19 protein-coding genes are annotated in these 24,090 nt (G+C 63.6%); 10 read left to right on the plus strand and 9 right to left on the minus strand.

Features of this window, described 5'->3' with window-relative positions; all coding sequences use genetic code 11:
• The 5 genes from VIM98_RS18945 to VIM98_RS18965 all read right to left on the minus strand — a co-directional run.
• Nucleotides 1-514: MFS transporter (locus VIM98_RS18945; protein ID WP_331994662.1), on the minus strand; the 514-nt coding region annotated here is incomplete at its 3' end.
• Entirely contained in the window at nucleotides 511-2,565 is a 2,055-nt protein-coding gene (locus VIM98_RS18950) for a Six-hairpin glycosidase-like protein (RefSeq protein WP_331994663.1), read from the minus strand. The genes VIM98_RS18950 and VIM98_RS18945, both read right to left, overlap by 4 nt.
• A complete protein-coding gene (locus VIM98_RS18955; protein ID WP_331994664.1) occupies nucleotides 2,562-4,928 on the minus strand; it encodes a TIM-barrel domain-containing protein in 2,367 nt (788 codons plus the stop codon). The genes VIM98_RS18950 and VIM98_RS18955 overlap by 4 nt, the downstream gene beginning before the upstream one ends.
• Nucleotides 4,925-6,490: an alpha-amylase family glycosyl hydrolase gene (locus VIM98_RS18960; protein WP_331994665.1), complete on the minus strand. Its 1,566-nt coding sequence runs from the start codon at nucleotides 6,488-6,490 to the stop codon at nucleotides 4,925-4,927. The genes VIM98_RS18955 and VIM98_RS18960 overlap by 4 nt, the downstream gene beginning before the upstream one ends.
• A gap of 102 nt (nucleotides 6,491-6,592) precedes the next feature.
• Nucleotides 6,593-9,505 (minus strand): TonB-dependent receptor, encoded by a 2,913-nt coding sequence (locus VIM98_RS18965; protein WP_331994666.1) that lies wholly within the window; start codon nucleotides 9,503-9,505, stop codon nucleotides 6,593-6,595.
• A 469-nt stretch (nucleotides 9,506-9,974) separates the two neighbouring features.
• On the opposite strand from VIM98_RS18965, the gene VIM98_RS18970 reads away from it, so the two are divergent.
• From VIM98_RS18970 to VIM98_RS18990, 5 genes are all read left to right on the plus strand, one after another.
• Complete coding sequence (locus VIM98_RS18970) at nucleotides 9,975-11,591, plus strand: alpha-glucosidase family protein (protein ID WP_331994667.1); 1,617 nt, start codon at nucleotides 9,975-9,977, stop codon at nucleotides 11,589-11,591.
• Nucleotides 11,592-11,682: 91 nt separating this feature from the next.
• Complete coding sequence (locus VIM98_RS18975) at nucleotides 11,683-11,898, plus strand: hypothetical protein (RefSeq protein ID WP_331994668.1); 216 nt, start codon at nucleotides 11,683-11,685, stop codon at nucleotides 11,896-11,898.
• Nucleotides 11,899-11,944: 46 nt separating this feature from the next.
• Entirely contained in the window at nucleotides 11,945-14,152 is a 2,208-nt protein-coding gene (gene uvrD, locus VIM98_RS18980; RefSeq protein WP_331994669.1) for a DNA helicase II, read from the plus strand.
• 133 nt (nucleotides 14,153-14,285) lie between these two features.
• The gene (locus tag VIM98_RS18985) at nucleotides 14,286-15,434 is read left to right on the plus strand and encodes a hypothetical protein (RefSeq protein WP_331994670.1); all 1,149 of its coding nucleotides are present in this window, start codon (nucleotides 14,286-14,288) and stop codon (nucleotides 15,432-15,434) included.
• Nucleotides 15,435-15,480: 46 nt separating this feature from the next.
• Nucleotides 15,481-16,575, plus strand: a complete 1,095-nt coding sequence (locus VIM98_RS18990) for a hypothetical protein (protein ID WP_331994671.1) — start codon at nucleotides 15,481-15,483, stop codon at nucleotides 16,573-16,575.
• Between the two features lie 9 nt (nucleotides 16,576-16,584).
• Here VIM98_RS18990 and VIM98_RS18995 read toward each other — a convergent pair whose 3' ends face one another.
• The 3 genes from VIM98_RS18995 to VIM98_RS19005 all read right to left on the minus strand — a co-directional run bounded on the left by VIM98_RS18995 (nucleotide 16,585) and on the right by VIM98_RS19005 (nucleotide 19,821).
• Complete coding sequence (locus VIM98_RS18995) at nucleotides 16,585-17,835, minus strand: heme biosynthesis protein HemY (RefSeq protein ID WP_331994672.1); 1,251 nt, start codon at nucleotides 17,833-17,835, stop codon at nucleotides 16,585-16,587.
• Nucleotides 17,832-18,923, minus strand: coding sequence for a uroporphyrinogen-III C-methyltransferase (locus tag VIM98_RS19000; RefSeq protein WP_331994673.1), 1,092 nt, complete (start codon nucleotides 18,921-18,923; stop codon nucleotides 17,832-17,834). The genes VIM98_RS18995 and VIM98_RS19000 overlap by 4 nt, the downstream gene beginning before the upstream one ends.
• A gap of 91 nt (nucleotides 18,924-19,014) precedes the next feature.
• Nucleotides 19,015-19,821: a uroporphyrinogen-III synthase gene (locus VIM98_RS19005; protein WP_331994674.1), complete on the minus strand. Its 807-nt coding sequence runs from the start codon at nucleotides 19,819-19,821 to the stop codon at nucleotides 19,015-19,017.
• 61 nt (nucleotides 19,822-19,882) lie between these two features.
• Here VIM98_RS19005 and VIM98_RS19010 point away from each other — a divergent pair, with 61 nt between their 5' ends.
• The 3 genes from VIM98_RS19010 (at nucleotide 19,883) to VIM98_RS19020 (ending at nucleotide 21,341) form a co-directional block, all read left to right on the plus strand.
• A complete protein-coding gene (locus VIM98_RS19010) occupies nucleotides 19,883-20,359 on the plus strand; it encodes a YiiD C-terminal domain-containing protein (protein ID WP_331994675.1) in 477 nt (158 codons plus the stop codon).
• Nucleotides 20,360-20,414: 55 nt separating this feature from the next.
• The gene (locus tag VIM98_RS19015; protein WP_331994676.1) at nucleotides 20,415-20,828 is read left to right on the plus strand and encodes a hypothetical protein; all 414 of its coding nucleotides are present in this window, start codon (nucleotides 20,415-20,417) and stop codon (nucleotides 20,826-20,828) included.
• A 66-nt stretch (nucleotides 20,829-20,894) separates the two neighbouring features.
• Nucleotides 20,895-21,341, plus strand: coding sequence for a rhodanese-like domain-containing protein (locus VIM98_RS19020; protein WP_414650244.1), 447 nt, complete (start codon nucleotides 20,895-20,897; stop codon nucleotides 21,339-21,341).
• An 11-nt stretch (nucleotides 21,342-21,352) separates the two neighbouring features.
• On the opposite strand, the gene VIM98_RS19025 is transcribed toward VIM98_RS19020, so the two are convergent.
• Complete coding sequence (locus tag VIM98_RS19025) at nucleotides 21,353-22,405, minus strand: 2Fe-2S iron-sulfur cluster-binding protein (RefSeq protein WP_331994677.1); 1,053 nt, start codon at nucleotides 22,403-22,405, stop codon at nucleotides 21,353-21,355.
• Between the two features lie 66 nt (nucleotides 22,406-22,471).
• Between VIM98_RS19025 and VIM98_RS19030 the strand changes: the two genes are divergently transcribed.
• Entirely contained in the window at nucleotides 22,472-22,909 is a 438-nt protein-coding gene (locus tag VIM98_RS19030) for a hotdog fold thioesterase (protein WP_331994678.1), read from the plus strand.
• The gene (locus tag VIM98_RS19035) at nucleotides 22,906-23,865 is read left to right on the plus strand and encodes a serine/threonine protein kinase (RefSeq protein WP_331994679.1); all 960 of its coding nucleotides are present in this window, start codon (nucleotides 22,906-22,908) and stop codon (nucleotides 23,863-23,865) included. The genes VIM98_RS19030 and VIM98_RS19035 overlap by 4 nt, the downstream gene beginning before the upstream one ends.
• Nucleotides 23,866-24,090 lie beyond the last annotated feature (225 nt).

Consider the following 24,090-nt stretch of genomic DNA (forward strand, 5'->3'; position numbering starts at 1 on the left):
GCGTATTGCTCACGCCCAGGCGCTCCAGTATCCATGGCAGCGCCGACGCCACCACCGCGCCCAGGCCGATAAAGAAACTCTGCATCGCGTAACCGAGCGGTCGCTGCGCGGTCGGCAACTGGTCGCCGACGAAGGCACGGAACGGCTCCATCGATACGTTGATCGACGCATCCATGATCCAGAGCAGCCCGGCAGCGACCCACAGCATGGGCGAGTTGGGCATGAACAGCAGCGCCAGCGTGGTCAGCACGGCGCCAGCCAGGAAGTAAGGACGGCGTCGGCCCAGCCGCGTCCAGGTGCGATCCGAGTAATGACCGATGATCGGTTGCACGATCAGCCCCGAGAGCGGCGCGGCGACCCAGAGCATCGGAATGTCGCCGACGTCCGCGCCCAGCGTCTGGAAGATCCGGCTGGCGCTGGCGTTCTGCAACGCAAAGGCAAACTGGATACCCAGGAAGCCGAAGCACATGTTCCAGATCTGCCAGAACGACAGCGAAGGTTTTGTCCCGGTCATGGCGTGTCTTTTGCCGGCGATACCCACAGGCTGCCGATATCGGCGGCGTTCAAGGGTCCGTCGATACCGCCCTTGCCACCCGTGTAATGCGCGAAATGGCTCAGATAGCTCATGTTGAAGCCCGGCTTGAGCGTGAACGTGCAGCGCTTGCCGGCTTGCGCGTCGAAGACGCCATATGTCGATTGTTGCCGGCCTTCGCTATGCGGCATCGCCAGCACCAGCGTCTGCGGTGCGATGCCGTCACAAGTCGCGGTAGCCAGATACACGCCCGCTGTCACGCCAGTTTCGATGGTGCCGTGATCGTTGTTGTAGTCTGCGCTGAGCTTATAGCGGCCCGTAACCCGAGGCGTCCATTGCCATGTCGCGCTTTTGTCTTGCTCCAGTCGCTGCGCCGCGCTCGACAATGCGGCGCTGGAAACGGGGCGGGCGCGAAACGATGCGTCGCCAGCGACATAAAGCGGAGCATCGGTACGTAGCGGCACATCGGCGACCCCGATTGCCTTGAGCGTTACCACAAGATGCGCGTCACCCTCGCGCTTGTCGGCGACAAGCAGGTTGCCATCCATGCGTGCAGGCTTGATCAGAGTGATGTCACGCCCCTGCCACTCCAGGCGAATGCGATCCCTGTCGCCGAACAGCATCGGCACCAGCGATACAGGCAATTTCGGTTCGACCCGGCCATCGGCTTCCAGTCCGAACACACCTTCCATGGTCATGTTCAGATAGGCGGCTACCGACCACAGCTGGCGCGGCGAATTGATCACCGGGCCGCTCTTCTTCCCGTCATCGACATGCGTGGCCTGGCTGAGCAGTTCGTAGTTCTCCATGTTGGAGCCGGCCAGCGCGGCGCCACGCATCAACGAACGGATCTCGTGCGCGATGCGCGCCGGGTCGTCGAGCTTGCGCGCCGCGCGCAACGCATAGGCGGTGACGAACGGCCAGATCGCACGGTTGTGATAAATCGGCACATCGTCGCGCTCGGGCCAGATCACCGGGCTGCCGGCCGGCCAGGTGGGATAGTGCGCGAGCGTTTGCCGCGCCCGCTGTGCATCGGCCACACCGCTGTCGATCGCCAGGGCAATCCCGAGCAGATCGTACGTATCGAACGGCTGCGGCATGTCCGCACCGCCGATGTAGCTCATATACATGCCGCGGTCGGCGCGCCAGAAGTGGCGATTGATCGCCCGCTTCAATGCGTCGGCCTGGGCCGCATAGTCGAGGGCGCGAGCGGGCTCGCGCTTGCCGGTCATCTCGGCCGCCAGACGCAGAGCCTGGTAGTGCAGCACATTGGTCGATAGCGCAAACGACTGGCCGATGAAGGTGACGTCCTTGGCCGCCCACATGGGATAAGTCTGCTGGCGCCAGTCGAGGAACGAGGTCTCGCCGCGATAAAGCCCCAGCCGCGCATCGAAGGTATAGAGGCGGTCCTGAGCCAGGGTATCGTTGAGCGCACGATAGACCTCGCCGGCAAATGCCTTGTCATCGAGCAGATGGCGCGCAGCCAGGAACCAGACGATGCGATCTGTGCTGATCGGCCAGCTGCCGCCCGAGCCAGTATCCTGCATAACGTACAAGCCCTGCGGGGCCGCCGATCCGCGCACGTCGGACAGCTTGAAGCGCAACGAAGCCTTCGAACGAGCCGGATCCAGGCGCCATAGCCCCAGATCGACAGAGTACGACAGGTCTCGTGTCCAGACGTAATGCCATTTCTCGCCGGTCTCGAAACAGGCGCAAGGAATCTGCTGTCCGCGATCGAAGGCGCCGTCGGCAATCGCATCGACCGAATCCTTCGCCAAGTCGTCCTGCGCCATCGCAAACAAGGCGTCGAACATATCGCTCGCGGTATGCACGGCCATGCGCGCTGGTGCAATCTGGCGGTCGCCATGTTCGGCATGCAGAACGAATCCGCCATCGTCCTTGCGGTCGACGCTGGCCGTGCGCCCCGCGAAGTCGATATGCGTAGCAAAGTCGCCTGTCGTTGCGGCACTGGCAGTGCATGCTGCCGCACTAGCGAACAGTGCGGCCAGACCTGCCATCAGATAATGCTTCATGTTCGCGCTCCTCCGGTGATGCGCAGGTCGGTGAGCGCGTCCAACCCGATACGTATGTAGGTCACCTCGCCGAAGCGATCCGTGCCTGTCACCCAGCCGTCGCTCGACGACTTGCGCAAAGCGTCGGGCTCCTTGGCGCCAGGCAACGGTTTCCCGTTTGCCGTCACCGCCGAAGCACGAATGCCATGCAACTTGAGGACCAGCGAGGTTACCGACGATTTGTATGAGCCGACCTGTTTCAGGATCCTGACTTGCACGCCGCTACCGTCGCGCGACAGCTTCAGCGGGCGCGCGGCAAAGGCCCCTTTCTCGTACGCGTAGGTGCGTCCATCGTCGTCGTAGAGCGTGAACTCGCTTGGCGAAGCCCCTGGGAACATGTCCACATCCAGCTGCGTCACGGACTTCTCGTCGACATAATTCATCACGGGCTGGGTCGGGACGATCGCGCCATCGCGGACGAACAACGGAATATCGGACCAACGCTTGCTATCCACCGCCAGATGGACGGTCTGACCGCCCGCATAGACCTTGCCGCTGTGAAAATCGGTCCACGTTCCGGCAGGCAGATAGATATCCTTGCTTGCCTGGCCTTGCTCGACGACCGGCGAGACCAGCAGGTAATCGCCGAACATCCATGCATCGACATCGTCGCGAACGTTCCTGTCGTCCGGCCAATCGAAGATCAGCGGACGGACCAGTCCCACGCCGGTCGTGGCGCGCACGTGCTCATACGCGTAGATGTACGGAATCAGGCTGTAGCGCAGGCGAATGGCGTCCGTCGCGGCGCGCTCGGCGACGGGGCCGTAGACCCACGGCTGGCGCTTTTGCCCGAACGTGCCGTGCACGCGAAAGATCGGTGTGAACGCACCGAACTGAATCCATCGCGCGTAATTCTCCGGGCTGGGCGCCTGCCCCTGGAACCCACCGCCGTCCATGCCCCACAGCGTCGCGCCCACATCGACAGCCGCCAGCATGCGCGCGCGCTGCGCCTTCATGCTCTCGAAGCCGGTGAGGATATCGCCCGACCACATCGCATACGCATAGCGTTGCGAACCGAGGTAGAAATTACGATTGATCGACCACACACGCTGGTCCGAGTAGGCGCGCTGTCCATCGTAAAGCGCGCGCTGCATGCCCATGAACTGAATATCGCTATCGACCGTGTCGGCCTCGTCGTTCCACCAGCCGACGATGCCGGTATCGAAGGCGTGCCTGAGCCGATCGTTGAAAAACCAGGCGCGCACGGCGGGATTGGCAAAATCGAGTTCGCGGATGATCTTGTGCGAGAAGTAATCCGGCTTGGGCGAGCTGGACGTCAGCCAGAAACCGTGCTCGGAGGCGTAGCGGCCCTGCTCGCTGTCGACATGCACGCGCGGCTTCATGATGCCGGTCAGGTGTACGCCCTGCGCGTCGAGTTCGCGCTTGAGCTTGCCGCTCGGGCCATCGGGAAACTTGCTCTCGTTCCAGCGGAATTCGCCGTAGTGGTCGTCGCCCCAGGCTTTCCAGTCGAAATCCAGCGTGATGTTGTCCAGCGGAATCTGTTTGGCGCGATAAGTCTTGACGATGGAAAGGAGCTCGGGCTCATCGATGCTCCATTGGCTGTTGGTAAAGCCCATGGCCCATTTCGGAAACAGCGGTCCATGACCGCTGACCTGGGCCAGCCCACGGAAGATCGTCGATGGCGCGCCACCGAAGACGTAAACGGTATGGATCGGCGCCGATACGCCGCTGGCCTGGATAAGGCTAGCGGTCGTCAGGTCGAAATGCGCGCCCAGCACGTCGGCGAGCACGCCGTAGCCGGCCGTGCTCCAGACGAACGGCGCGCCGGCATTGCCCTGCTCGCCAGCGCGTGCATCGCGCTTGCCGCTACGCAACAGCCCGTCGGGATGCAGATCGGTCGCCACCGTGCCGCCGATGCCATATAACGCATCGCTGGCTGCATGCTCCACGGCCAGGCGACCATGGATCAACGCAGTCACATCGATAGCGAGCAGGCGCTTGTGCCGCCTGTCCACGATCGTCACGACCTGCCGAGTGGCATCCCAGCTCGCCTCGAAACCGTCGAGCCCGGTCGTCGCCAGCTTTTCGGGATTTCGTCCGTTCCGCAGGGCCGGGCTCGCATCCACCGGCAGCATGCCTGCTGGATCGACGACGGGCGTCGACGCTGACGCGACCCCGTTCGGCGCATAGCTGATGCGCAGGATGTTCGGACTGGCCACACGCAGCTCCAGGCTGCCCTGGGGCAAGGCGAACACCGCCCGCGTCGGCGAGAGTGCGGGAGAGGTGGCAGTGGCTGAGAGCGTCGGGACCAGGGCCAGGCAGACAGCGAGCAGACTACCTGCCAGCAGTCGCCTGCCCGTCATCGCAGCACCGCCGAGTCGTAGGCCGGCAGGGTCACCGTGCCAGCAGAAGCGCTGGCCCCCTGGCCGGCCTCCAGCACGACATGTCCCGCCTGCCAGCTACCCGGCAGCTTGAAGGATTGCGCCTTTCCAGAAAGATTGTGGATGACCAGCACGCGACGTTCCCCGTGGAATCGCTCGAAGGCGAGAATGCATGCATTCTGCACCGGGATCGTGCGTAAATCGCCATCGCGCAGCAGCGGCTGTTCGATGCGCCAGTGGATAAGCGTGCGGTAGAAGTTAAGCAGCGAGTGCGGATCGTCCTGCTCGGCCTGTACCGAGACATCGCCACCCTGGCCCGAAGTGACTGGTTTCCAATGGCTTTGCCCCGCCGCTGCCGGATCGCGCTCCCAGCGCATGGGTTCCCGCAAGTTCTCGTCGGGTTTGCGGCCGAGCACACCCAATTCTTCACCGTAATAAACGAACGGATGGCCGGGTAGCGTCAGCAGAATCGCGGCAGCCACGCGCATACGGTCGATACTGCCATTCAGGCGACTGAACACGCGTTCCTGATCGTGATTGGAAAGGAACGGCGCGTCCTGGCCGCTCGTCTTGCGAAACGCCGCGTAGCTCCGGTCGAGCAACTGGGCGAGCGGCGCGGCCTGCTCCTGGCTCACGCTCTGGATCATCTGCTCGGCCAGCGGGAAATCGAATACCGAGCCGAGCGATTGCATGTATGGAGCCAGCGCCGCAGGCGTCGGCATCGTTGCCTCGCCGACCAGATAGACATCGGGGCGTACTTGCTTGAGCCCCTGCCGGAACTCGTTCCACCATGCAACGTTTTTGCGCGTCGTGGCAGGCTTGCCGGTATCGGTCTTGAGATCGTCGTAGATATGCCGTGCAGCATCCAGGCGGAAACCATCCACACCCTTGGCCAGCCAGAACTTGCCGACGTCGATCATCTCGCGGCGAACCGCCGGCTCATCGTAGTTGAGGTCGGGCATGCCGCGGCTGAAATCGCCGAGGAAATACTGCCCATCCTGCTCGTGCCAGGCAGGGCTGTCGGTAGCGCTGAGCGCCTTCAGATCGGTGCCGGGAGTGGCCCAGGTGTACCAGCGACGATAAGGACTCTTCGGATCGAGCGCGGCGACGAACCAGGGATGACGATTGCTGGTGTGGTTGATCACCAGATCCATGATCACCTGGATGTGGCGCTTGTGCGCCTCGCTCACCAAGCGCTCGAAATCCTGCATCGTGCCGTATTCGGGATTGATCGCTTCGTAATCGGTGACATCGTAGCCGTGATAACTGGGCGACGCATTGATGGGCATCAGCCAGATGCCGTCCACGCCGAGCGATTTGAGGTAATCGAGTTTGGCAGTGACCCCGTTGAGGTCGCCGATGCCGTCACCGTTGGTGTCGTACCAGGCGCGCACGAAGATTTCGTACCACACGCCCGAATGGGCCGAAGACTGCGAAAAGGGCGCGTCGGCCGCGGATGTCGAGGGGAGTGCGCGGACATCCGGGCCAAGCGCCAGGGAGAAAACCGCAAGAAAAAACGCAGACAACCATCGAGAACGCGACATAACCAATGCCCCTTGGGATGAATCAGGAGCATCGCCCACCGCCGGCGAGGTCCCCAGACCTTGCATCGGCGCCGCTAGAGACGCCGATGCAAGCCTAACGTCTTAAAGCTTGAACTCCACACCCAGGTAGTTCGTCCGACCGAAGTACTGGATCGTGCCGGTCTGCTGCTGGTTGGTGAAGTAGGTGCGGGTCGGCTGGTTGCTCGCGTTGAGCAACTGGTAGACCACCTTCAGGTTGTCGTTGATGTTGTACGACGCCTGGAAGTCGTAGACCAGCTCGGACGCGAACACCACCAGCTGGTTGTCCACGGCGATCTGCGTATCGGAGACGAAATGCGAACGATAGTTCGCCGACACGCGTGCCGAGAACGGCCCCTGGTCGTAGAACACCGCGGCGCTGGCCACGCGCTGCGACAGACCCGGCAAACCGATCATCTGCGACGGGCCGCCGAGGCTCGACGGATTCTTCACCGAGCTGGAGGTCAGTGCGATATTGGCATCGACACCAAGACCCGACCAGATACCAGGCAGGAAATGCGTCTTGGTGAAGGACATTTCCAGGCCGCGCAGGTCGCCGCCCTTGGCGTTGTATGCGGTCTGGTAGTCGCCCTGCAGGTACGGCGCCCCCGTAGCCGGATCGATCGGCACGGTGATGCCGACACTGGCGAAGTCGAAGTTGTGGTACGTGACCTGCTGAATGAACGATTTGATGTGCTTGAAGAACACGCCCGCCGTGAACGCGCCCGAGGAATCGTCGAAATAATGTTCGTAGGTGGCGTCGTACTGCTGTGCGCGCAGCGGATCGAGCAGCGGACTGGTACCACCGTAGATGTTGTACGTGTTGCCATTGGTGATGTACGAACCCGAACCGGCCAGCATGGAGTTGATCGGCGGACGCGCCAATACCTTGGCGGCGGAGAAGCGTACCTGATCGTCATCGGTCAGGTGATAGATCAAGTTCAGCGACGGCAGATAGTCGGTGTATTTCTTGCCGACATTGAGCGGCGCGAAGTCGCTGCTGGTATTGCCGTTGCCGTCGGTGATCGGGATGCCCGCGCCGTTGCCGACTTGCTGCAGGCCATGGCTGAACTGCGAATCGTGCGATACGCGCAGACCGACATTGCCGTTCAGCTCGTGCCCGAACAACTGGGTTTCGATGTCGGCCATCAGGAACAGGTCGCGCACCTTCTGGTCGACCTGGCCGCTCTGCACATACGTCCAGTTGTTGACGATGATGTCTTTCTGCGGATTGGGGGTAATGCCGTGCGAAGCGAGGATCGCCGGCCCGTTCAATTGCAGGAAGCAGGGGAAGTTGCCGAACGATCCCTTCCAGCAGCGCACCGTGGCGTCGGAGCTGTTCAAGGTCAGCGGCGGCTGGCCGAGACTGGTGTCGCTGTTCCATTCCGAACCATAGACGTACACGCTGCGATCGGCGTTATACGTGTGGTTGTTGACATACACACCGGCTTCCAACGCCGAAAGGAACGAGTTGTTCGGCAGATCGTACTTCACGCTGGTGCGGAAGGCCTTCATGCGATCGTGATAGACGTACGGATACACGCCATAGCGCGACAGTGCCATCTGATTGAGGTCGGTGTACATGCCCGGATTGGCAAGCGACACCTGGCCGATGCTGCGACCGGTCAGCAGATAGGTCAACGACTGCTGCGCCAATTGAGGATTGGCTGTACCCAGGCCCGTATAAGGATCGGCCGTGGAATCGACATTGATCTCGTGGCTTTGTGCACGCGACATCGACACGTCGCCGTCGACATGCCAGGGGCCGCTGTTCCACTTCAGGTTCAGGCCACCGGAGAACACATTGGTCACGGTGGTGTAGTTGTCCGCCGTGGTCTCGGTGGAGAACTGGTTGTTGTTCCACGGCGCCGCGCTGCCTGGCGGATTGCTGCTGACCGTGCCACCGATCAGCGAGCCGTTCGGACCGAACACCGGATTGGTGATCTGCGCCGCATTGCCGTAGAAATTCTGCGAGCGGAAACCGTAGCCGAACGAACCGTTCTTGAACTTGGAGAAAAAGCTGTCGGCGGTGATCTGCAGTTCGTCGCTGGGCTTCCACACGACCGTGCCGAGATAACCGTTACGGCGCTCCTGACCGCCGTTCTGCTGCAGCTGGATGCCTTGCGGAATATATGCCTGCGGTGCGCCGGGGCTCATATTGACCGGCTGCAGGCTGCCGCTGTATGCCTCGCCGACGAACTGCTCGGAGACGTGCGGCTGGTACATCTGCGCCACGCCCAGGCCGATGCCCAAGGTATTGTCGAGGAACTTGCCCTGGTAGGCCGCGCTCAGGCGATAGCCCAGCGCGTTGGCACCCGCGACGTTGTGTGCCAGACCGGTATAGCTGCCGCGTGCGTCGACGTTGAGGTTCTGCTCCTTGGGCGCGTCCAGCGGATTGGCCGTCTGCAGGCCGATCGTGCCACCGACGCCGCCGGTAATCAGCGAGGCCTGCGAGGACTTGTACACCGTCGCCATGTTGATCAGCTCGGACGGATACTGATCGAACTGGATGTAGTTGCTGCCGCTGGTGGACGGCTGCTCGCGACCGTCGAGCGTGGTCTGGATGAAGTTGCCCGACAGGCCGCGGATATTGATCTGCGATGCCTGGCCGGCGATACGCTCGGCCGATACGCCCGGCAGATGCGTCAGCGCGTCGGCGATGGATTGGTCGGGCAGACCGCCGATGTCGGCGGAGGTAATCACGTTCTGGATGGTGTCGGCGTAACGCTGGTAGTCGATCGCCTTTTCGACCGAAGCGTTATAACCGGTCACCGTAATACCTTCCAGGCTCTTGGCCAGTTCCGGCGATTGCCCCTGCTTCTTGGCGTCGTCGGCGGCCTTCTGCTGATCTGCAGTGGTCGGCGCCTGCTTCTGGGCATCCTGGGGAGCCGCCGGTGCGGCACGATCGTTATCGGTCGGCGCGGCGTGAACGCCGGCAGTAAAGCAAAGACCGGCCGATGCAAGCGCCAGTGCCATCACGTTGCGTTTCAGTATCACCTTGTCCCCTCCCCAGGGTTTTCGACTTGTCGGCTGTCGTCGTCGGCAACCCGTACCGCGCGACATGCGTTTGATTGATCGCCCGATGGCGTGCGGCGCATGGTAGGACCGCCTCCGGGAAGCGAACAGTTTCATGCATACGTATTCATGACCCTGATTTTTTGTGCACCTTTGACAAAATCGCCAGGACAGGCGTGGCGCACCGACAGGCCATGCAAGCCATCCGACTCCCTGCGCCATTCGCTTGAAATATCGGCCTTATCGCGTTTCCGCCATGCACCGGGATGGCGCCATCCCCCCTCCGCATGCTCTCGATTGTTGCTGCTGCGACGCAATAACCGGCTTTTTTGAATACGTATGCATAGAGCGCAACGGAGCCGGGCCTAGCGTTTAAGCTGCGCCGCACATTGAAGCTGCCGAATGCCTTGCACCCCGGTGGCCATACGTATGAGTCAAGGGGTTTTGCCACATGATCGATGCACCGTGGTGGCGCGGAGCCGTCATCTACCAGATCTACCCGCGCAGCTTTCTGGACACCGACGGCGACGGCGTAGGCGACCTGCCGGGCATCGTCGAGAAGCTGGACTATGTAGCCAGCCTTGGCGTGGACGCCATCTGGATCGCACCTTTCTTCCGCTCGCCGATGGCCGATTTCGGTTACGACATTGCCGATTACCGCGCGGTCGACCCGCTGTTCGGCACACTGGAGGATTTCGACCGCCTGCTGGCCAAAGCACATAAGCTCGGCCTGAAGGTGATGATCGATCAGGTGCTGAGCCACACCTCCGATCAGCATGCATGGTTTCAGGAAAGCCGCGCCAGTCGCGACAATCCCAAAGCCGACTGGTATGTCTGGGCCGATGCGCGCGACGACGGTACGCCACCCAATAACTGGCTATCCCTGTTCGGCGGCGTCGCCTGGCAATGGGAACCGCGACGCGGCCAGTACTACCTGCATAACTTCCTTACCTCGCAACCCGACTTGAATTTCCACAACGCCGCTGTCCAGCGTGCCGTGCTGGACAACGTGAAGTTCTGGCTGGACAAGGGCGTCGATGGGCTGCGTCTGGACGCGATCAATTTCTGCTTCCACGACGCCAAGCTGCGCGATAACCCGCCCAAGCCCAAGGACAAGCGCACGGGCCGCGGCTTCAGCCCGGATAACCCCTACGCATTCCAGTATCACTACTTCAACAACACGCAGCCGGAAAACCTGCCTTTTCTCGAAGCGCTGCGCGCGTTGATGGATAGCTACAGCGGCGCGGTCGCGCTGGGTGAGATTTCCTCGGAAGACTCACTCGCCACGACGGCCGAGTACACCAGCGGCAAGCGCCTGCATATGGGCTACAGCTTCGAACTGCTGACGGACGATTTCAGTGCGGACTATATCCGCCGGACCGTGGAGGACCTCGAAGCGCAGATGCGCGAAGGCTGGCCGTGCTGGGCCATTTCCAACCATGATGTCGAACGCGTGCTCAGCCGCTGGGGCAATGGCGATAAATCCACGCGACTGGCCGGACTGCTTACCGCCATGGTCTGCTCGCTGCGTGGCTCGGTCTGCGTCTACCAGGGCGAGGAGCTGGGACTGACCGAGGCGGACGTCCCGTTCGAGGCTTTGCAGGATCCCTACGGCATCGCTTTCTGGCCAAACTTCAAAGGCCGCGACGGCTGCCGCACCCCGTTGCCCTGGGACGATAGCCCACAGGCCGGCTTCACCAGCGGCACGCCGTGGTTGCCGGTGCCGGTCGATCATCGTGCGCTCGCCGTCGCCCGGCAGGAGCGCGACCCGCACTCGGCACTGCATGGCTTCCGCCGCTTCATGCAGTGGCGCAGCACACTGCCCGCGCTGCGCTGGGGCGACATCCGCTTCGTCGACGCACCGGAGCCGGTGCTGGCCTTCACGCGCAGCCATGGAGACCGACGCGTGTTGGCGCTGTTCAATCTGGGCGGCGCGCCCGTCGATTTCGAACTGCCGTTCGCGCAAATCCAGCTGCTGGAAGGCCATGGTCTTGCTGCCGGCACGCTGGAAGGCGCGCGCGCGCACCTGCCGGGACATAGCCTGCTGTTCGCCCACGTGCCAGCCTGACTGGCGGCTGGCGCGGCTAGCGCGCGGCGGTTCCCGCCGCGCATGCAAGCCGCCTATGATCGGGGCCCCCAACTTCGCAAAGGATCCGGTCATGCGTGCAGCCCTTATCGTCATCGGCATCCTCCTGCTCGCAGCCGGTATCTGGATCGTGCTCGGGCACGGCAGCTATCAGCAAACCGACACCCTGCTTCAGGTCGGCTCGGCCAAGGTCACGGCCACGCGTGACAAGGCGCTGCCCTCGTGGCTGGGCGTAGCCAGCATCGTGGCCGGCGGACTCTTGGCGCTCGGTGGACTGATCAAGCGCTGAGCGCGCCGCCGCGGCCCGGCAGCCGTTCCCCGCTACAATAGGGCGGATGGATGTCTCGTACCTGATCGACAAGCTCAACGACGCGCAGCGCGAAGCTGTCTGCGCGCCACCCGGCCACTACCTGGTACTGGCCGGTGCCGGTTCCGGCAAGACGCGCGTGCTGACTCACCGGATCGGCTGGCTGACCCAGGTCGATAATGTGCCGCCCTGGGCGGTGCTGGCGGTGACTTTCACCAACAAGGCCGCCGGCGAAATGCGCGCGCGCCTGGAGCAATTGATTCCCGGCGGTACCCAAGGTCTGACCGTGGGCACCTTCCACGGCATCGCCCATCGACTGTTGCGCCGGCATTGGCGCGAAGCGGGCCTGACCGAAAGCTTCCAGATCCTCGATGCCGACGACCAGCAGCGCATCGTCAAGCGCGTGGTCGCCGGCCTGGGCCTCGATGAGGCGCGGTTTCCGCCGCGCCAGGCGACCTGGCAGATCAACAACTGGAAGGACGAAGGCAAACGTCCGGAAAACATCGAGCATCGCGACCATCCCGTCACACGTACCTTCGTACAGATCTACCAGGCCTACGAGGATGCCTGCCGGCGTGCCGGCCTGGTCGATTTCGCCGAACTGCTGTTGCGCGCGCACGAACTGTGGCTGAAGAACCCGGCGATACTCGAGCACTACCAGCAGCGCTGGCGCCACCTGCTAATCGACGAGTTCCAGGATACCAACACCCTGCAGTACGCCTGGATCCGCGTGCTGGCAGGCCATACTGGCAAGGTGTTCGTGGTCGGCGACGACGATCAGGCCATCTATGGCTGGCGCGGCGCCAAGGTCGAGAACGTGCAGCAGTTCCTGCGCGATTTCCCCGGCGCGCGCACTATTCGCCTGGAACAGAACTATCGCTCCACCGCCAATATCCTCAAGGCCGCCAACAGTGTGATCGCACGCAACGGTGGCCGCCTGGGCAAGCAGTTGTGGACCGCTGGCAGCGAAGGCGAGCGCATCGCCGTGTATGCGGCCTACAACGAGCAGGACGAGGCGCGCTTCGTGATCGAGCGTATCCGCGAGTACATCGCCGAACACGGCGAGGCGCGCGACTGCGCCATCCTGTACCGCTCGAACGCGCAATCGCGCAACTTCGAAGAACAATTGATCCAGCGCGATATTCCCTATCGCGTGTACGGCGGCTTGCGATTCTTCGATCGCGCCGAAATCAAGGATGCCCTGGCCTATCTGCGCCTGTCGGCCAATCGCCAGGACGATGCGGCCTTCGAGCGCGCGGTCAACACGCCGCCACGCGGCATTGGCGATCGTACGCTCGACGTCGTGCGCAGGCGCGCGCGTAGCGAAGACAGTTCGATGTGGGAGGCCTCGCTCGCGGAACTGGCCGCGGGACGCGATCTGGCCGGGCGCGCAAAGACAGCGCTCAAGGCGTTTGTCGCGCTGATCGAAGACATGGCACGCACCTTCGTGCCGCCGGCGAATGAAGGCGAGCTCGTGCAAGCGCTCAACCTCGCCGAGCAAGTCGAACATGCCATCAATCACACCGGGCTGCGCGACTTTCATGAGAAAGACACACGCGGCAACGGCGAAGCGCGGGTGGAAAACCTGGACGAGTTGATTAACGTCGCCAGCCGCTTCGAGCTGACGCCCGACGATATCGACGCCGGCTTGAGCGAGCTTTCTGCTTTCCTTTCGCACGCGGCGCTGGAAGCCGGCGAGGGACAGGGCGAATCCTGGGACGATTGCGTGCAACTCATGACCCTGCACTCGGCCAAGGGCCTGGAGTTCCCTGTGGTATTCCTGGTCGGCATGGAAGAAGGGCTGTTCCCCAGCCAGCGCTCGGTCGAAGACGAGGGCCGCCTGGAAGAAGAGCGCCGCCTGGCCTATGTCGGCATCACCCGCGCACGCGAGCGCCTGGTCGTCACCCATGCCGAATCCCGCCGCATGCACGGCGTGGAAATGCTTGCCCGGCCCTCGCGATTCCTCGGCGAAATCCCCGCCGAGTTGCTCGACGAAGTGCGGCCGCGAGTGCAAGTCAGCCGTCCCATGTACGCCGGCCGCTTCGCCGGCCCCAGCGGCAGCCTGCAGGAAGATCTGCCGGTCAAGCTCGGCCAGCGCGTGAGTCATCCCAGCTTCGGCGAAGGCGTCGTCATCAGCGCCGAAGGCAGCGGCGCGCATACCCGTTTACAGGTGAACTTCGAGGGCGCTGGCAGCAAGTGGCTGGTGGCGGCCTATGCGAATCTGACGCCACTGTGAGCTCAATGCAGCCAGTGTGCTCCCGCTAACTGACAAAGGGGAGCGGGACACCGCATCCGTGACAGCGCCGGGAAGCCGAGGCATCATGGGCGGGACACACGGGGGGGCCGGTGTCACCAAGCGGAGCGACGCCGTGTCGACACCATGGTTTCTGGTATGCCTCGGGCTGGACGAGAGCGCGGATGAGCGGGCGATCGAGCGCGCTTACGCATCGTGCCTGAGGGATATCGACCAAACTGAGGATATCGCTGGTTTCCAACGGCTGCATCAGGCGTATAAAACATCCCTCGACTGGCTGACGCGTATCGAAGATGCTCAGTCGCCGATCGCCGCGCCTTCGACTTATACCAGTGGGACGCGAACAAGGCAGGCGCCCGCCCTGCACAGCACACCGCCGCCGAGCGAAGCACCCTACGAAATCGCCACCCAGGCCTACCAGCAACTGGCTGAAGATCTGGCCAATGGCGAGGACGCGAGCAAGGCCTTCGATCGCCAGATGCGCATTCTCGGTAACGCACATCTGCAGGCGCCCTATTTCTTTGAATTGATGTTGCTCGACGACCTGATGCAGGGCCGCATCGCGCAACGCCCGGCACTTTTTTCGCTGGCACAGAAATCCTTCGACTGGTCGGACGTCGGGCACCTGATGTCGCTAGGCGAACGTGGCGACTGGATCGTGTGCTTGCGCAAGGAGGACGATGCGATCCAGGCAGCTTGGTGGCGCCTGCCCACGTCGATCCGCTGGCTCGGCGCGCTGGAAGCCGGCGAGCGGATCCCTGCGGACGCCTTGATGCACTGGCCCGAGTTGCGCAGTGTGCTCAGGACCTACCCGCGTTATTTTGCCCTGCGAGTCGACGCCCGGTATTTCGATGCCTGGGAGAACGCCTGGCAAGAAGCCTCTCCCGGTTTTGCCCGCGACGATGGCACCGGGCCTCAATCTCAGACACGCCCTGCAGGGCGCCCTGGAAAAGCTTTGCCCGCTCCGGCCTTTGCCGCAATGGCAGCCTTTGGGCTATTCGCTGTCGCCCAGCTGTTTACGCTGGGCCGGGAGGACGCACGCGTTCGCTCCGTTCCGCATCCCCCAGCGGCGCCACTGGCCTCACCCGCTCTCAATTGCGATGGTCTCTACGCCTCTGTGCATGCAATCGGCTGGCAGTTGCCACAAGACCAAGGCGAGCGCCGACAACTCATCTCCTCCGTGCGCACCTGTCTCGATACCGGGCGCTGGCTGAAAGACTTCCGGACCGACCCCGTGCTGCCGTTGCTGGGCATCACCGGCTAGACCGTAAAAACTTGCGGCAACTCGCCTTGCGTCGGTCGCATAGGGCATGATGCGCGAAGGCAACGGGGGGCCGCTGCCGACAACGACGGTGGTCGACGCGATGGCGACACGATGGTATTTGGACGGGCTCGACCCGGCCAACGACGCGGACGAAAGCACGACCGGACTGACCTACAGGGCGAACGTCGATGCGGCTTCGCCGGATTCGCCACGCGACATTGCTGCCGATTGTTTCAGCGATCTGCGCGCTGAACTTGCGGAAGGCCGTTCTGCCGTGGTCGCGCTCGAGCGGCAACACGAACGCTTGCGCCGCACCTCCGCGCAAATGAGGCAAGCTTTCGAACAACGCCTGCTGGATGCGCTTGCCGCTGGCGATCTGCCGCAACGCCTGGAGCTTTTCAAGGTTGCATTGGCGCTTTACGCCTGGTCCGACACGGATCGCCTGCTCCTGCTGGGCACATCGGGCCAATGGGCGTTGCGTGTACGAAGCGAGGAGGCGGCGGTGCTCACGGCACGGCAACATCTACCGCCGCAGGCCAGAGCGCTGCTTGGATTGCTGGAGGCAGACGGCAACGAGACCCTGCCGGAGCTCGCCTCCCGCTATTGGCCGCGCCTGCACCAGCTGATCCTTGCGCATCCTGCTTATTTTTCCCTCTGTGTAGACGCGACGAAGATCCATGCCTGGGAACAGGTCTACCAAGCTTCCGCGCAACGGCGGCCGGCGTGGTCCGATGGCCCTATGAGCGTATTGTGGGCGGATCGATCCCGGCACTCGGCATGGGTCGACCGTCATCGCGACGCGTGGCTGCCCGCCGGTAGCGCGCTGGCGATCCTCGCCTGCATGCTGGTGGCACTAATCCTGCCGCGCGAGGGTACCGTTTCCGCCAAGATGCGCATGCCGCAACCGTCACCTGGACTAGTGCTGGTATTGCCTGAGCAGACCTCGATCAGCAGCGAAACCTGCGCCTATATCGATCTGCTGATTCACCAACCTACTTGGCAGATACCTGGCAGCGCCGAGCAGCGCCACCGCTTCGGCGACACGATTCGACACTGCCTGGAGCACAGCTTCTGGAGCGCGCACGCGCACCCGGATCGCATTCTCGACGCGCTCGGCATCGTCGAGCGCGGACGTTCGTAGAGGAACGGGTTACTCGCGCAGACGCGGCACGCCGTGCTCGCTGCGTTCCTCGATAGCCACCGGCCGCGTATCGAGCGGGCCGCGTAGTTCATGCGGAGCCAGCTGCGCGGCTTCACCCCGCGCCAGCGCAAGCGCGTTGCGATAACAGCGTTGCGCCTGCACGTTGTCGCCGTCACCGACGTAGACATCGCCCAGCGCTTCCCAGATCGCACTGCTTGGCTCCAGCGCGAGCGCGCGTTCGAGGTACTTGCGCGCCTTGCCCCACAGCTTGATTCGCACGCACATGCGTCCGAGGGTCAGCAATAATGAGGCGTCGTTCGGATGCGCATCCAGCCAGCCTTCCACGCGGCGCAAACGTCCCTCGTCATCGCCGCTGAGACTGCCGTAAGTACCGACCAGTTGCGAGGACCACTCGCGACGCAAGGCCGATTCCACCTCGTCCATCGCCGGCAGCATCATGCCGAAACCAGCCGCACGGCGTGCGTAGGCATCCACGGCAGTGCTGACGCGGCGTTGCGTCTTGGGTAATTGGGACCAGAGGCTGTTGAGCGATGCGGCATCGGGCGCGGCGAGGAGAGAGCCCACCAGCACCTGCGACTCGAGCGCTGCATAGGCACGAGGACCGACAACCGCGTTTTTCTGCAACGGGTCGAGCGCTTGGCGCGCACGGCGGAAGTCGCTCGTTGCGACAGCTGCCAAGGCAAATTCCCGCCAGCCGCCCGGTGTCAGGCTGCCACTGTCGGCTTCCGGCGCCAGCAAGGCCAAGGCTTCGGCCGCTCGCCCTTCGCGACGCAGGAAGCGTGCGCGCAGTACACGAGCGGCCTGCGGCGCAATCTGCGCGGCCTCGTCCAGAGTTTCCAGTGCGCGGCTCTGCTCGCCACGCCGCGAAGCGGCTTCAGCCGCCGCCAACAAAGCCGGCCCGCGCAGGCTGTCCAGCCGCGCAGCGCGTTGCAGATCGCGTTCGGCGTCACCGTTGCGCCCTTCCATCAGGGCAAGCAGGCCGGCAGTCAAACGCTGCCGGCTGCTGCGCCGATGGCGGCGCGAAAGCGCGCCGAACGGCCAGCGCGCCATGCGCCACAATGCGTTGATCAGTGCGACGATGACTATGACCGCGAGCACAGCAGCGACCACGGTCGATTCGACAGTGTAACCGCGCAGCTTGACCAGCACGTAGCCTGGGTCTTCGGCGACCCAGTGCCAGCCGAACGCTGCCAGCGCAGCGACCACCGCCAATAACAACAGCCAACGCCACAGCGTCATGGCCGCGTCCCGCTGGACGAATGTGCCGGTGCGCTTTCAGGCTTGAGCGCATGCACCGAACGCAGATTGCGCAGCTCGCTCAGGGCAGCGCCAAGCTGGACCGACGACGAAGGCGGCAACTGCGCCGCCAGCGTGGTCAGTTGCGTGTGTGCCTGTTGCACCGCCTGCGCGTTGCCATCGAACTGTGCGGTCAACGTCGCATCGACGCGACGCAATGCCGCCAGGTAAGCATCGCGATCGAAAGCCAGCAACGCCAGCTGCGCCTGCGCCAAGTCGAGCGATGCCAATTCGCGTGCGAAACGCGCATCGGCCACTGCCAACGGGGCGCCGTTATCGCGTCGAATGGTTATCACGCTCGCCAGCGCGCGCCGTACGCGTGTCCAGGCCCCAGTGTCTTCTTCGACCGGAGCATCGAGCGGTTTCAGCGGCAAACTGGCGACCTCTTCGCGAAGGCGTGTAAGCACACCCAGCGCCGCGGTGCGATCGGCCGGCTGCAATTTGGCCAGGGCCTCGTGTTCGGCGGCTACGCTTTGGCGCAGGCCGGAAAACGCACCGTCGTTGACTGCCGCCAGCGCCTGATCGGCCGCGGCATAGGCAGTAGCGGCGCCCTGCGCATCGTGGAACAGGTCATAACGCTCCTTGCCCAGGCGCAGCAACGATTCGGTCTCGTCCAGCAACATGGCATCGTGCCCGGACAGGGTTTTTTCCGAAAGCTTGGCAACCGCGTCTTCCAAGTTGCGGACACGCTCGGACTGACCCAGCAATTCCTCGCGCAATCCACGGTTGACCTGGTCGGCATCGCCCAGCCGCTGGCGCAGGCTCGTCTGGTCGCCGGTCAAGGTATCCAGCGTTCGCTGCAGGCCGGCCACCTGCTGCTGCGTGGCGTTCAATGTTTGGCTGTCTCGGCCGGCGGAACGTTCCTGCTGCCATTGGCGCCACCCGACGTAACCGGCGGCGGCAACGGCAAGAATGGCCAGCAGCAAGGCGAAGGCAAGGCTGCCGCCACGGTTGGGGGCGGGCCGGCTGGCGGTGGGGAGGCGCTCACGCGAGGAGGCGGCGCCGGCGGATTCGGTGTCGTCTTGGCTCATGGGGCTACATGCTAGCAGCCCCGTGCGGGATCGTATGTTTGTGTGAAGGAATTTCACGCAAATTAAGAGGACGACACGGGCCCAGCCTCCTTTATCGTGGCTCTCCCCACGCCTCTTGGGGGCTTGGTCTTTGCACCACGGCGGCGAGCAGATCCAGGGTATTGGCTGAAGCCGCAACCAGAACCCGCGAGAATCCGGCCGCCATCGCTACCTCGGCCAATCGTTCGCTACTGACGACCGCCATCGCTTCTACCAACCGCTGCCACGCAGGCGGAGCGGCGAGCGAGCGCAAGTTGGTCAGCGCCTCGGCGCTGGAAAACAGCACTGCGGCCCCGGTGGGCAAGTCCTGCAGCGCGTGCCAATGGCCGGCGCGCAGTCGCGGCGGCACGCGTCGATAGACCAGCACTTCGCGCAGGCTGCCGCGCTGCGCTAGCTGTTCGCGCAATACCCCGCGCCCACCCGGGGCACCGATCAACGCGATGCGGCAGGCACCAAGCTCGCGCCATATCGGCAACTCGAGCACGCCCTCGCTATTCTGACGCTCGAGCGGAGCCAGCACGCTTTGTATGCCCTGCCGACGCAAGGCCCTGGCCGTGCCCTGCCCCACCGCCAGCACCAGGGCGCGGCTTCCCCGTAGCACCTGCAGGCGCGCGGCAAACCGCACCGCGGCAGGGCTGGTGAAGATCGCCACGTCCTCATGCATGGCTGCAACCAGTGCGGCACGGGTGGGTGCATCGTCGATGCCGCGCAGCGACAGGCCCGGCAACAGCACGGGCAGGCCCCCGAGCCGACGCACCTGACGGGCCACGGCCGAACCGGTGCCGGCAGGGCGGGTGATCACGACGGTGCGGCCATGTAGGCCGAGGCTGGAATCCTGCCGGGTATGACGATCTGACATGGGGCCGAAGTGTAGCGGCCTATACACTTAGCGGCTGGCACCCTTCTCCATGAACTGAACGATGAGCGATACCGAGTTGACCCCGCTGGCGCAGGACCTGATCGATTTCACCCGCAGCCACATCCCTCAAGCCGACACGATGGCGATAGCGCTGGGCAGCTACGACGGTGAACGGATCGTGCTCAATGCGCCGCTGCAACCCAACATCAACGACAAAGGCTGCGCTTTCGGCGGCAGCCTGGTCAGCGTCATGACGCTGGCCGGCTGGAGTCTTGTAGAACTTGCGCTACGGCGCCGTGGCCTTGATTGCGATGTCTTCGTCGCCGAATCGACCGTGCGCTACCTGGCGCCGGTGTGGAGCGATTTCCGTGGCGAAGCCCGGCTTGCGCCCGGTGTGGAGTGGGATACTTTTTTCGCCACCCTGGCCTCTCGCGGCCGGGCGCGCATCGAAGTCGCGGCCGATGTCCCCGGCGAAGAGGCCGAACCGGCCGCGACGATGACCGCTCGTTTTGTCGCCAAGCGCCGCTCTTCGACATAAGCGATTGATGGCAGAATGCCGGCTTGCCTATCGAACCGCCCTCCAGGGGGAGATCATGCGCCGCATTCTGACTGTCCTCGTTCCGCTGTGCGCGCTGGCGCTCGCCGGCTGTGCCACCGACAAGCGTTCGGACACGCTCACCACCACGCTTAACGCCTACCAGCATGCGATCCGCTGGGATGGCTTTGCCAGCGCGGCGAAGTTCATGGACGCCAAGGTGCTGGAGGAGCATCCGATCACGCCGATCGAGCAATCGCGCTTCGAGCAGTACCGGGTAACCGACTATGACGAGGGCCAGGGCCCGATGCCTGCCGGCGAAAACGAAATGCGCCAAGTGGTAACGATCAACCTGGTCAACGTGCACACCCAGGCGGAGCGCAGCATCGTCGACCGCCAGACCTGGCATTACGACGGCAAGGGGCACTGGTGGCTGACCAGCGGTCTCCCGGACCTCGCGCCGGCGAACTGAAGGTATAATCGCCGTTTTGTGTTCCCGGCCGCGCGGTTCGCGGCGATGCGAGAAGTTTCCACATCGATGAACGACGTCCTGCACAAATTGCCCGAATTCATTCACAACCATATCGCCCTGGTGGCGATGTTCGTGGTAGTGCTGATCGCGTTGATCGTGATGGAGATCGCCAGCCTGTTCCGCAAGTACAAGGAACTGACCCCAGCCGGCCTCACGCTCATGATCAATCGCGAAAGCCCGCTGATGATCGACCTTTCCGCTTATGCCGATTTCGAAAAAGCCCATGTACCCGGCGCCCGCCATGTGGCCATGAGCCAGTTCGATCCGGAGAGCAAGGACCTGACCAACGCCAAGGAACTGCCGGTAGTAGTGATGGACAAGGACGGTCGCGGTGCCGCGACCAAGGCCGCGCAGCGGCTGGTCAAGGCCGGTTTCGCCAAGGTGCATATTCTCGGTGGCGGCGTCCAGGCTTGGCAGCAGGCACAGTTGCCTGTTGCCAAAGGCAAGAAGTAAGCACCACCGCCTCAGCCGCCGGCAATGCCGGCGCGCGCGCCCAGGATCTGCGCCAGCACATCGGGCGCGTATTCGAACGAGTCGAAGTACAGCCGCGACGGCGGCAAGCCCGCCTCCACGAACAGTCTGCGCCCGGCATCGATCATCGCTGGCGGGCCGCCCATGTAAACATCGAATCCGGCCAAGTCGGGGTGATCCTCGAGCACGGCCTCGTGCACCAGGCCTTCGCGCAGGCCACCGGCTTGCTCAGGATCGGATACCACGGCATGAAAGCGCAGGCTGGCCGCACGCTGCTGCCACTGTTCGGCCAACGCGCGCTGATAGAGATCCGAAGCCGTGCGTGCCCCCCAGTAGACATCGATCCGGCGGCGGCTGCCCAAGGCGATAAAGTGCTCCACCACGGCCTTGACCGGTGCGAAACCGGTGCCTCCGGCCATGAAGATCATCGGCCGCTCCGAATCCTCGCGCGGCACGAACGTACCCAGCGGTCCCTCGATGCGCAGCCTGTCGCCGACCTGCATGCCATCGGCGACCCAGGTGGTGAACCCCCCACCGGCGACATGGCGCACATGCAATTCGATGATTCCGTCGGTACGCGGACCGCCGGCAATCGAAAACGGCCGGTGCCGCCCGTCCGGCAGCACGATGTCCAGATACTGGCCCGGTAACCAGTTCAGCGCGGTTTCGCCGGGCGCCGGCTGCAGATGCAGGCCAATCACATCGGGGGCGAGTACGAATTTGTCCGCGACCACGACATCGAGCTGACGCCTGGCGACATCCTCGACCGAAGTCACTTCACGCGCCTCGATGACCAAGTCATCCAACGGCACAGCCTGGCACAGCAATACCGCATGCGCAGCCGCACTCTCGCCACTCAGCGCCGCAGGCGGATTGCGCGGGTAATCGCAGTGCCCAGCGACCAGAATGGCACGGCAACTGCCACAGACGCCCGCGCGGCAGGAGTACGGCAAGGCAATGCCTGCGCGCTGCGCCGCCTCCAGGACGGTTTCGCCGGGCGCCACAGGAAAGCGGCGGCCCGAATTTTTCAACGTGACGGTAAACACAGACGCATTGTCGCGGGGGAGGCAGTCGGTCGACAATGCGGGCTTGTTCGAGAGGATTCAATGCATATGGCGATCTGGAAGCAGGATATCGACCTGACCCGCATCAATGCCTGGGGCGCCAACACCATGCTCGAGACCCTGGGTATCCAGATCGTCGAGATCGGCGAGGATTGGCTGCGCGGCACCATGCCGGTTGACCGTCGCACGCATCAACCCTATGGGCTGCTGCATGGCGGCGCCTCGGTAGCGCTGGCCGAGACGCTGGGCAGCATGGCGGCGATGCTGACGCTGGACCCGGCGGAGGAAATGACTGTAGGTCTGGATATCAATGCCAACCATATCCGCGGCGCGCGCAGCGGTCTCGTGACCGGCACGGCCCGGGCGCTGCACTTGGGCCGCAGTACGCAAGTCTGGGAGATTCGCATCGAGAACGAGAGCGGCCAGCTGGTCTGCATCTCGCGCATTACCATGGCGGTGATTCCCGCAACAAAGGCCGCGGGTTGAGCTCGCGCGCACCTTACGCGGATCTGGACCCGGAACGCGTACTGCGCGCCGTCGAGGCCTGCGGGTTATGGACCGACGGCCGCCTGCTCGCACTGAACAGTTACGAGAATCGCGTGTGGCAAGTCGGTATCGAAGATGCCACGCCGGTGATCGCCAAGTTCTACCGACCACACCGCTGGAACGACGAGGCCATCCTCGAAGAACACATGTTCGCGGAAGAACTGCTCGCCGCGGAGATCCCAATGGTGGCGCCATTGCGTATCGAAGGACAGACGCTGCTGCACCATGAAGGTTATCGCTATGCGTTGACGCCGCGGCACGGTGGCCGTGCGCCTTCGCTGGAATCGGACGAGCAACTGGAATGGCTGGGACGCCTGATTGCGCGCATCCATACAGTCGGTGCCCGTACTCCCTTTGTGCATCGTGGCGATCTCGGTCGCGCCAGCCACCTCGAAGCGCCGACACGTGCGGTGCTTGCCTCGCCGCTGCTGCCTTCGCATCTGCAGGCGGCCTACCACGAGGCTGTCGAGCGCGTGGATGCCGCCGTTACAACGCGCTTCGAAGCGATCGGACCGATTCGGCGCGTGCGCCTGCATGGCGACTGTCATCCCGGCAACGTACTGTGGACCGATGCGGGCCCACATTTCGTCGACCTGGACGATGCACGCAACGGTCCGGCGATCCAGGATCTATGGATGCTGGCGCACGACCGGCACGCACTCGATATTCTGCTAGAAGGCTATCGGCAGATGCGCGAGTTCGACTATGCCGAGCTGGCCCTGATACCCGCGTTACGTGCGATGCGGCAGGTTCATCATGCAGGGTGGATAGCGGCACGCTGGGACGATCCGGCGTTTCCCGCCGCATTTCCGTTCGCGGGCGAGGCGCGATGGTGGGAAGAGCACATCGCGGACCTGTGGGACGCGGTAGAAGCCCTGGAAGGGCGAGACGCTTAGCTTACGTGCGAGCGATGCCAGCGCCGCTCGCATCACTTTGGTTTTCATAGTTCCCTTGACGAATTCCCGCCCAAGGGACTTGCGACGCTAGCGCCATAAGAAGCTGGATCCTTCGTTGCGCCCGCTTTTGGCGCCGCTTTCGCGCTCATCGATCCCGAGCATGCCCAAGGGAAAGGCGATTTTCATTTTTACGCAGCCAGACCGATTAGCCAGCAGTCTCATCCG

The organism is Dyella sp., assembly GCF_036568765.1.
Lineage (GTDB): Bacteria > Pseudomonadota > Gammaproteobacteria > Xanthomonadales > Rhodanobacteraceae > GSA-30.

What these genes read in the sequence shown, in the direction of transcription:
- VIM98_RS19010 (WP_331994675.1), top strand. Translation starts at nt 19,883, where the DNA reads ATGAGCGATACCGAGTTGACCCCGCTGGCGCAGGACCTGATCGATTTC.
- VIM98_RS18960 (WP_331994665.1), bottom strand. Translation starts at nt 6,490, where the DNA reads ATGTCGCGTTCTCGATGGTTGTCTGCGTTTTTTCTTGCGGTTTTCTCC.
- VIM98_RS18990 (WP_331994671.1), top strand. Translation starts at nt 15,481, where the DNA reads ATGATGCGCGAAGGCAACGGGGGGCCGCTGCCGACAACGACGGTGGTC.
- VIM98_RS18975 (WP_331994668.1), top strand. Translation starts at nt 11,683, where the DNA reads ATGCGTGCAGCCCTTATCGTCATCGGCATCCTCCTGCTCGCAGCCGGT.
- VIM98_RS18995 (WP_331994672.1), bottom strand. Translation starts at nt 17,835, where the DNA reads ATGACGCTGTGGCGTTGGCTGTTGTTATTGGCGGTGGTCGCTGCGCTG.
- VIM98_RS18955 (WP_331994664.1), bottom strand. Translation starts at nt 4,928, where the DNA reads ATGACGGGCAGGCGACTGCTGGCAGGTAGTCTGCTCGCTGTCTGCCTG.
- VIM98_RS19000 (WP_331994673.1), bottom strand. Translation starts at nt 18,923, where the DNA reads ATGAGCCAAGACGACACCGAATCCGCCGGCGCCGCCTCCTCGCGTGAG.
- VIM98_RS19015 (WP_331994676.1), top strand. Translation starts at nt 20,415, where the DNA reads ATGCGCCGCATTCTGACTGTCCTCGTTCCGCTGTGCGCGCTGGCGCTC.
- VIM98_RS18970 (WP_331994667.1), top strand. Translation starts at nt 9,975, where the DNA reads ATGATCGATGCACCGTGGTGGCGCGGAGCCGTCATCTACCAGATCTAC.
- VIM98_RS19020 (WP_414650244.1), top strand. Translation starts at nt 20,895, where the DNA reads ATGAACGACGTCCTGCACAAATTGCCCGAATTCATTCACAACCATATC.
- VIM98_RS19005 (WP_331994674.1), bottom strand. Translation starts at nt 19,821, where the DNA reads ATGTCAGATCGTCATACCCGGCAGGATTCCAGCCTCGGCCTACATGGC.
- VIM98_RS18950 (WP_331994663.1), bottom strand. Translation starts at nt 2,565, where the DNA reads ATGAAGCATTATCTGATGGCAGGTCTGGCCGCACTGTTCGCTAGTGCG.
- VIM98_RS19030 (WP_331994678.1), top strand. Translation starts at nt 22,472, where the DNA reads ATGGCGATCTGGAAGCAGGATATCGACCTGACCCGCATCAATGCCTGG.
- uvrD (WP_331994669.1), top strand. Translation starts at nt 11,945, where the DNA reads ATGGATGTCTCGTACCTGATCGACAAGCTCAACGACGCGCAGCGCGAA.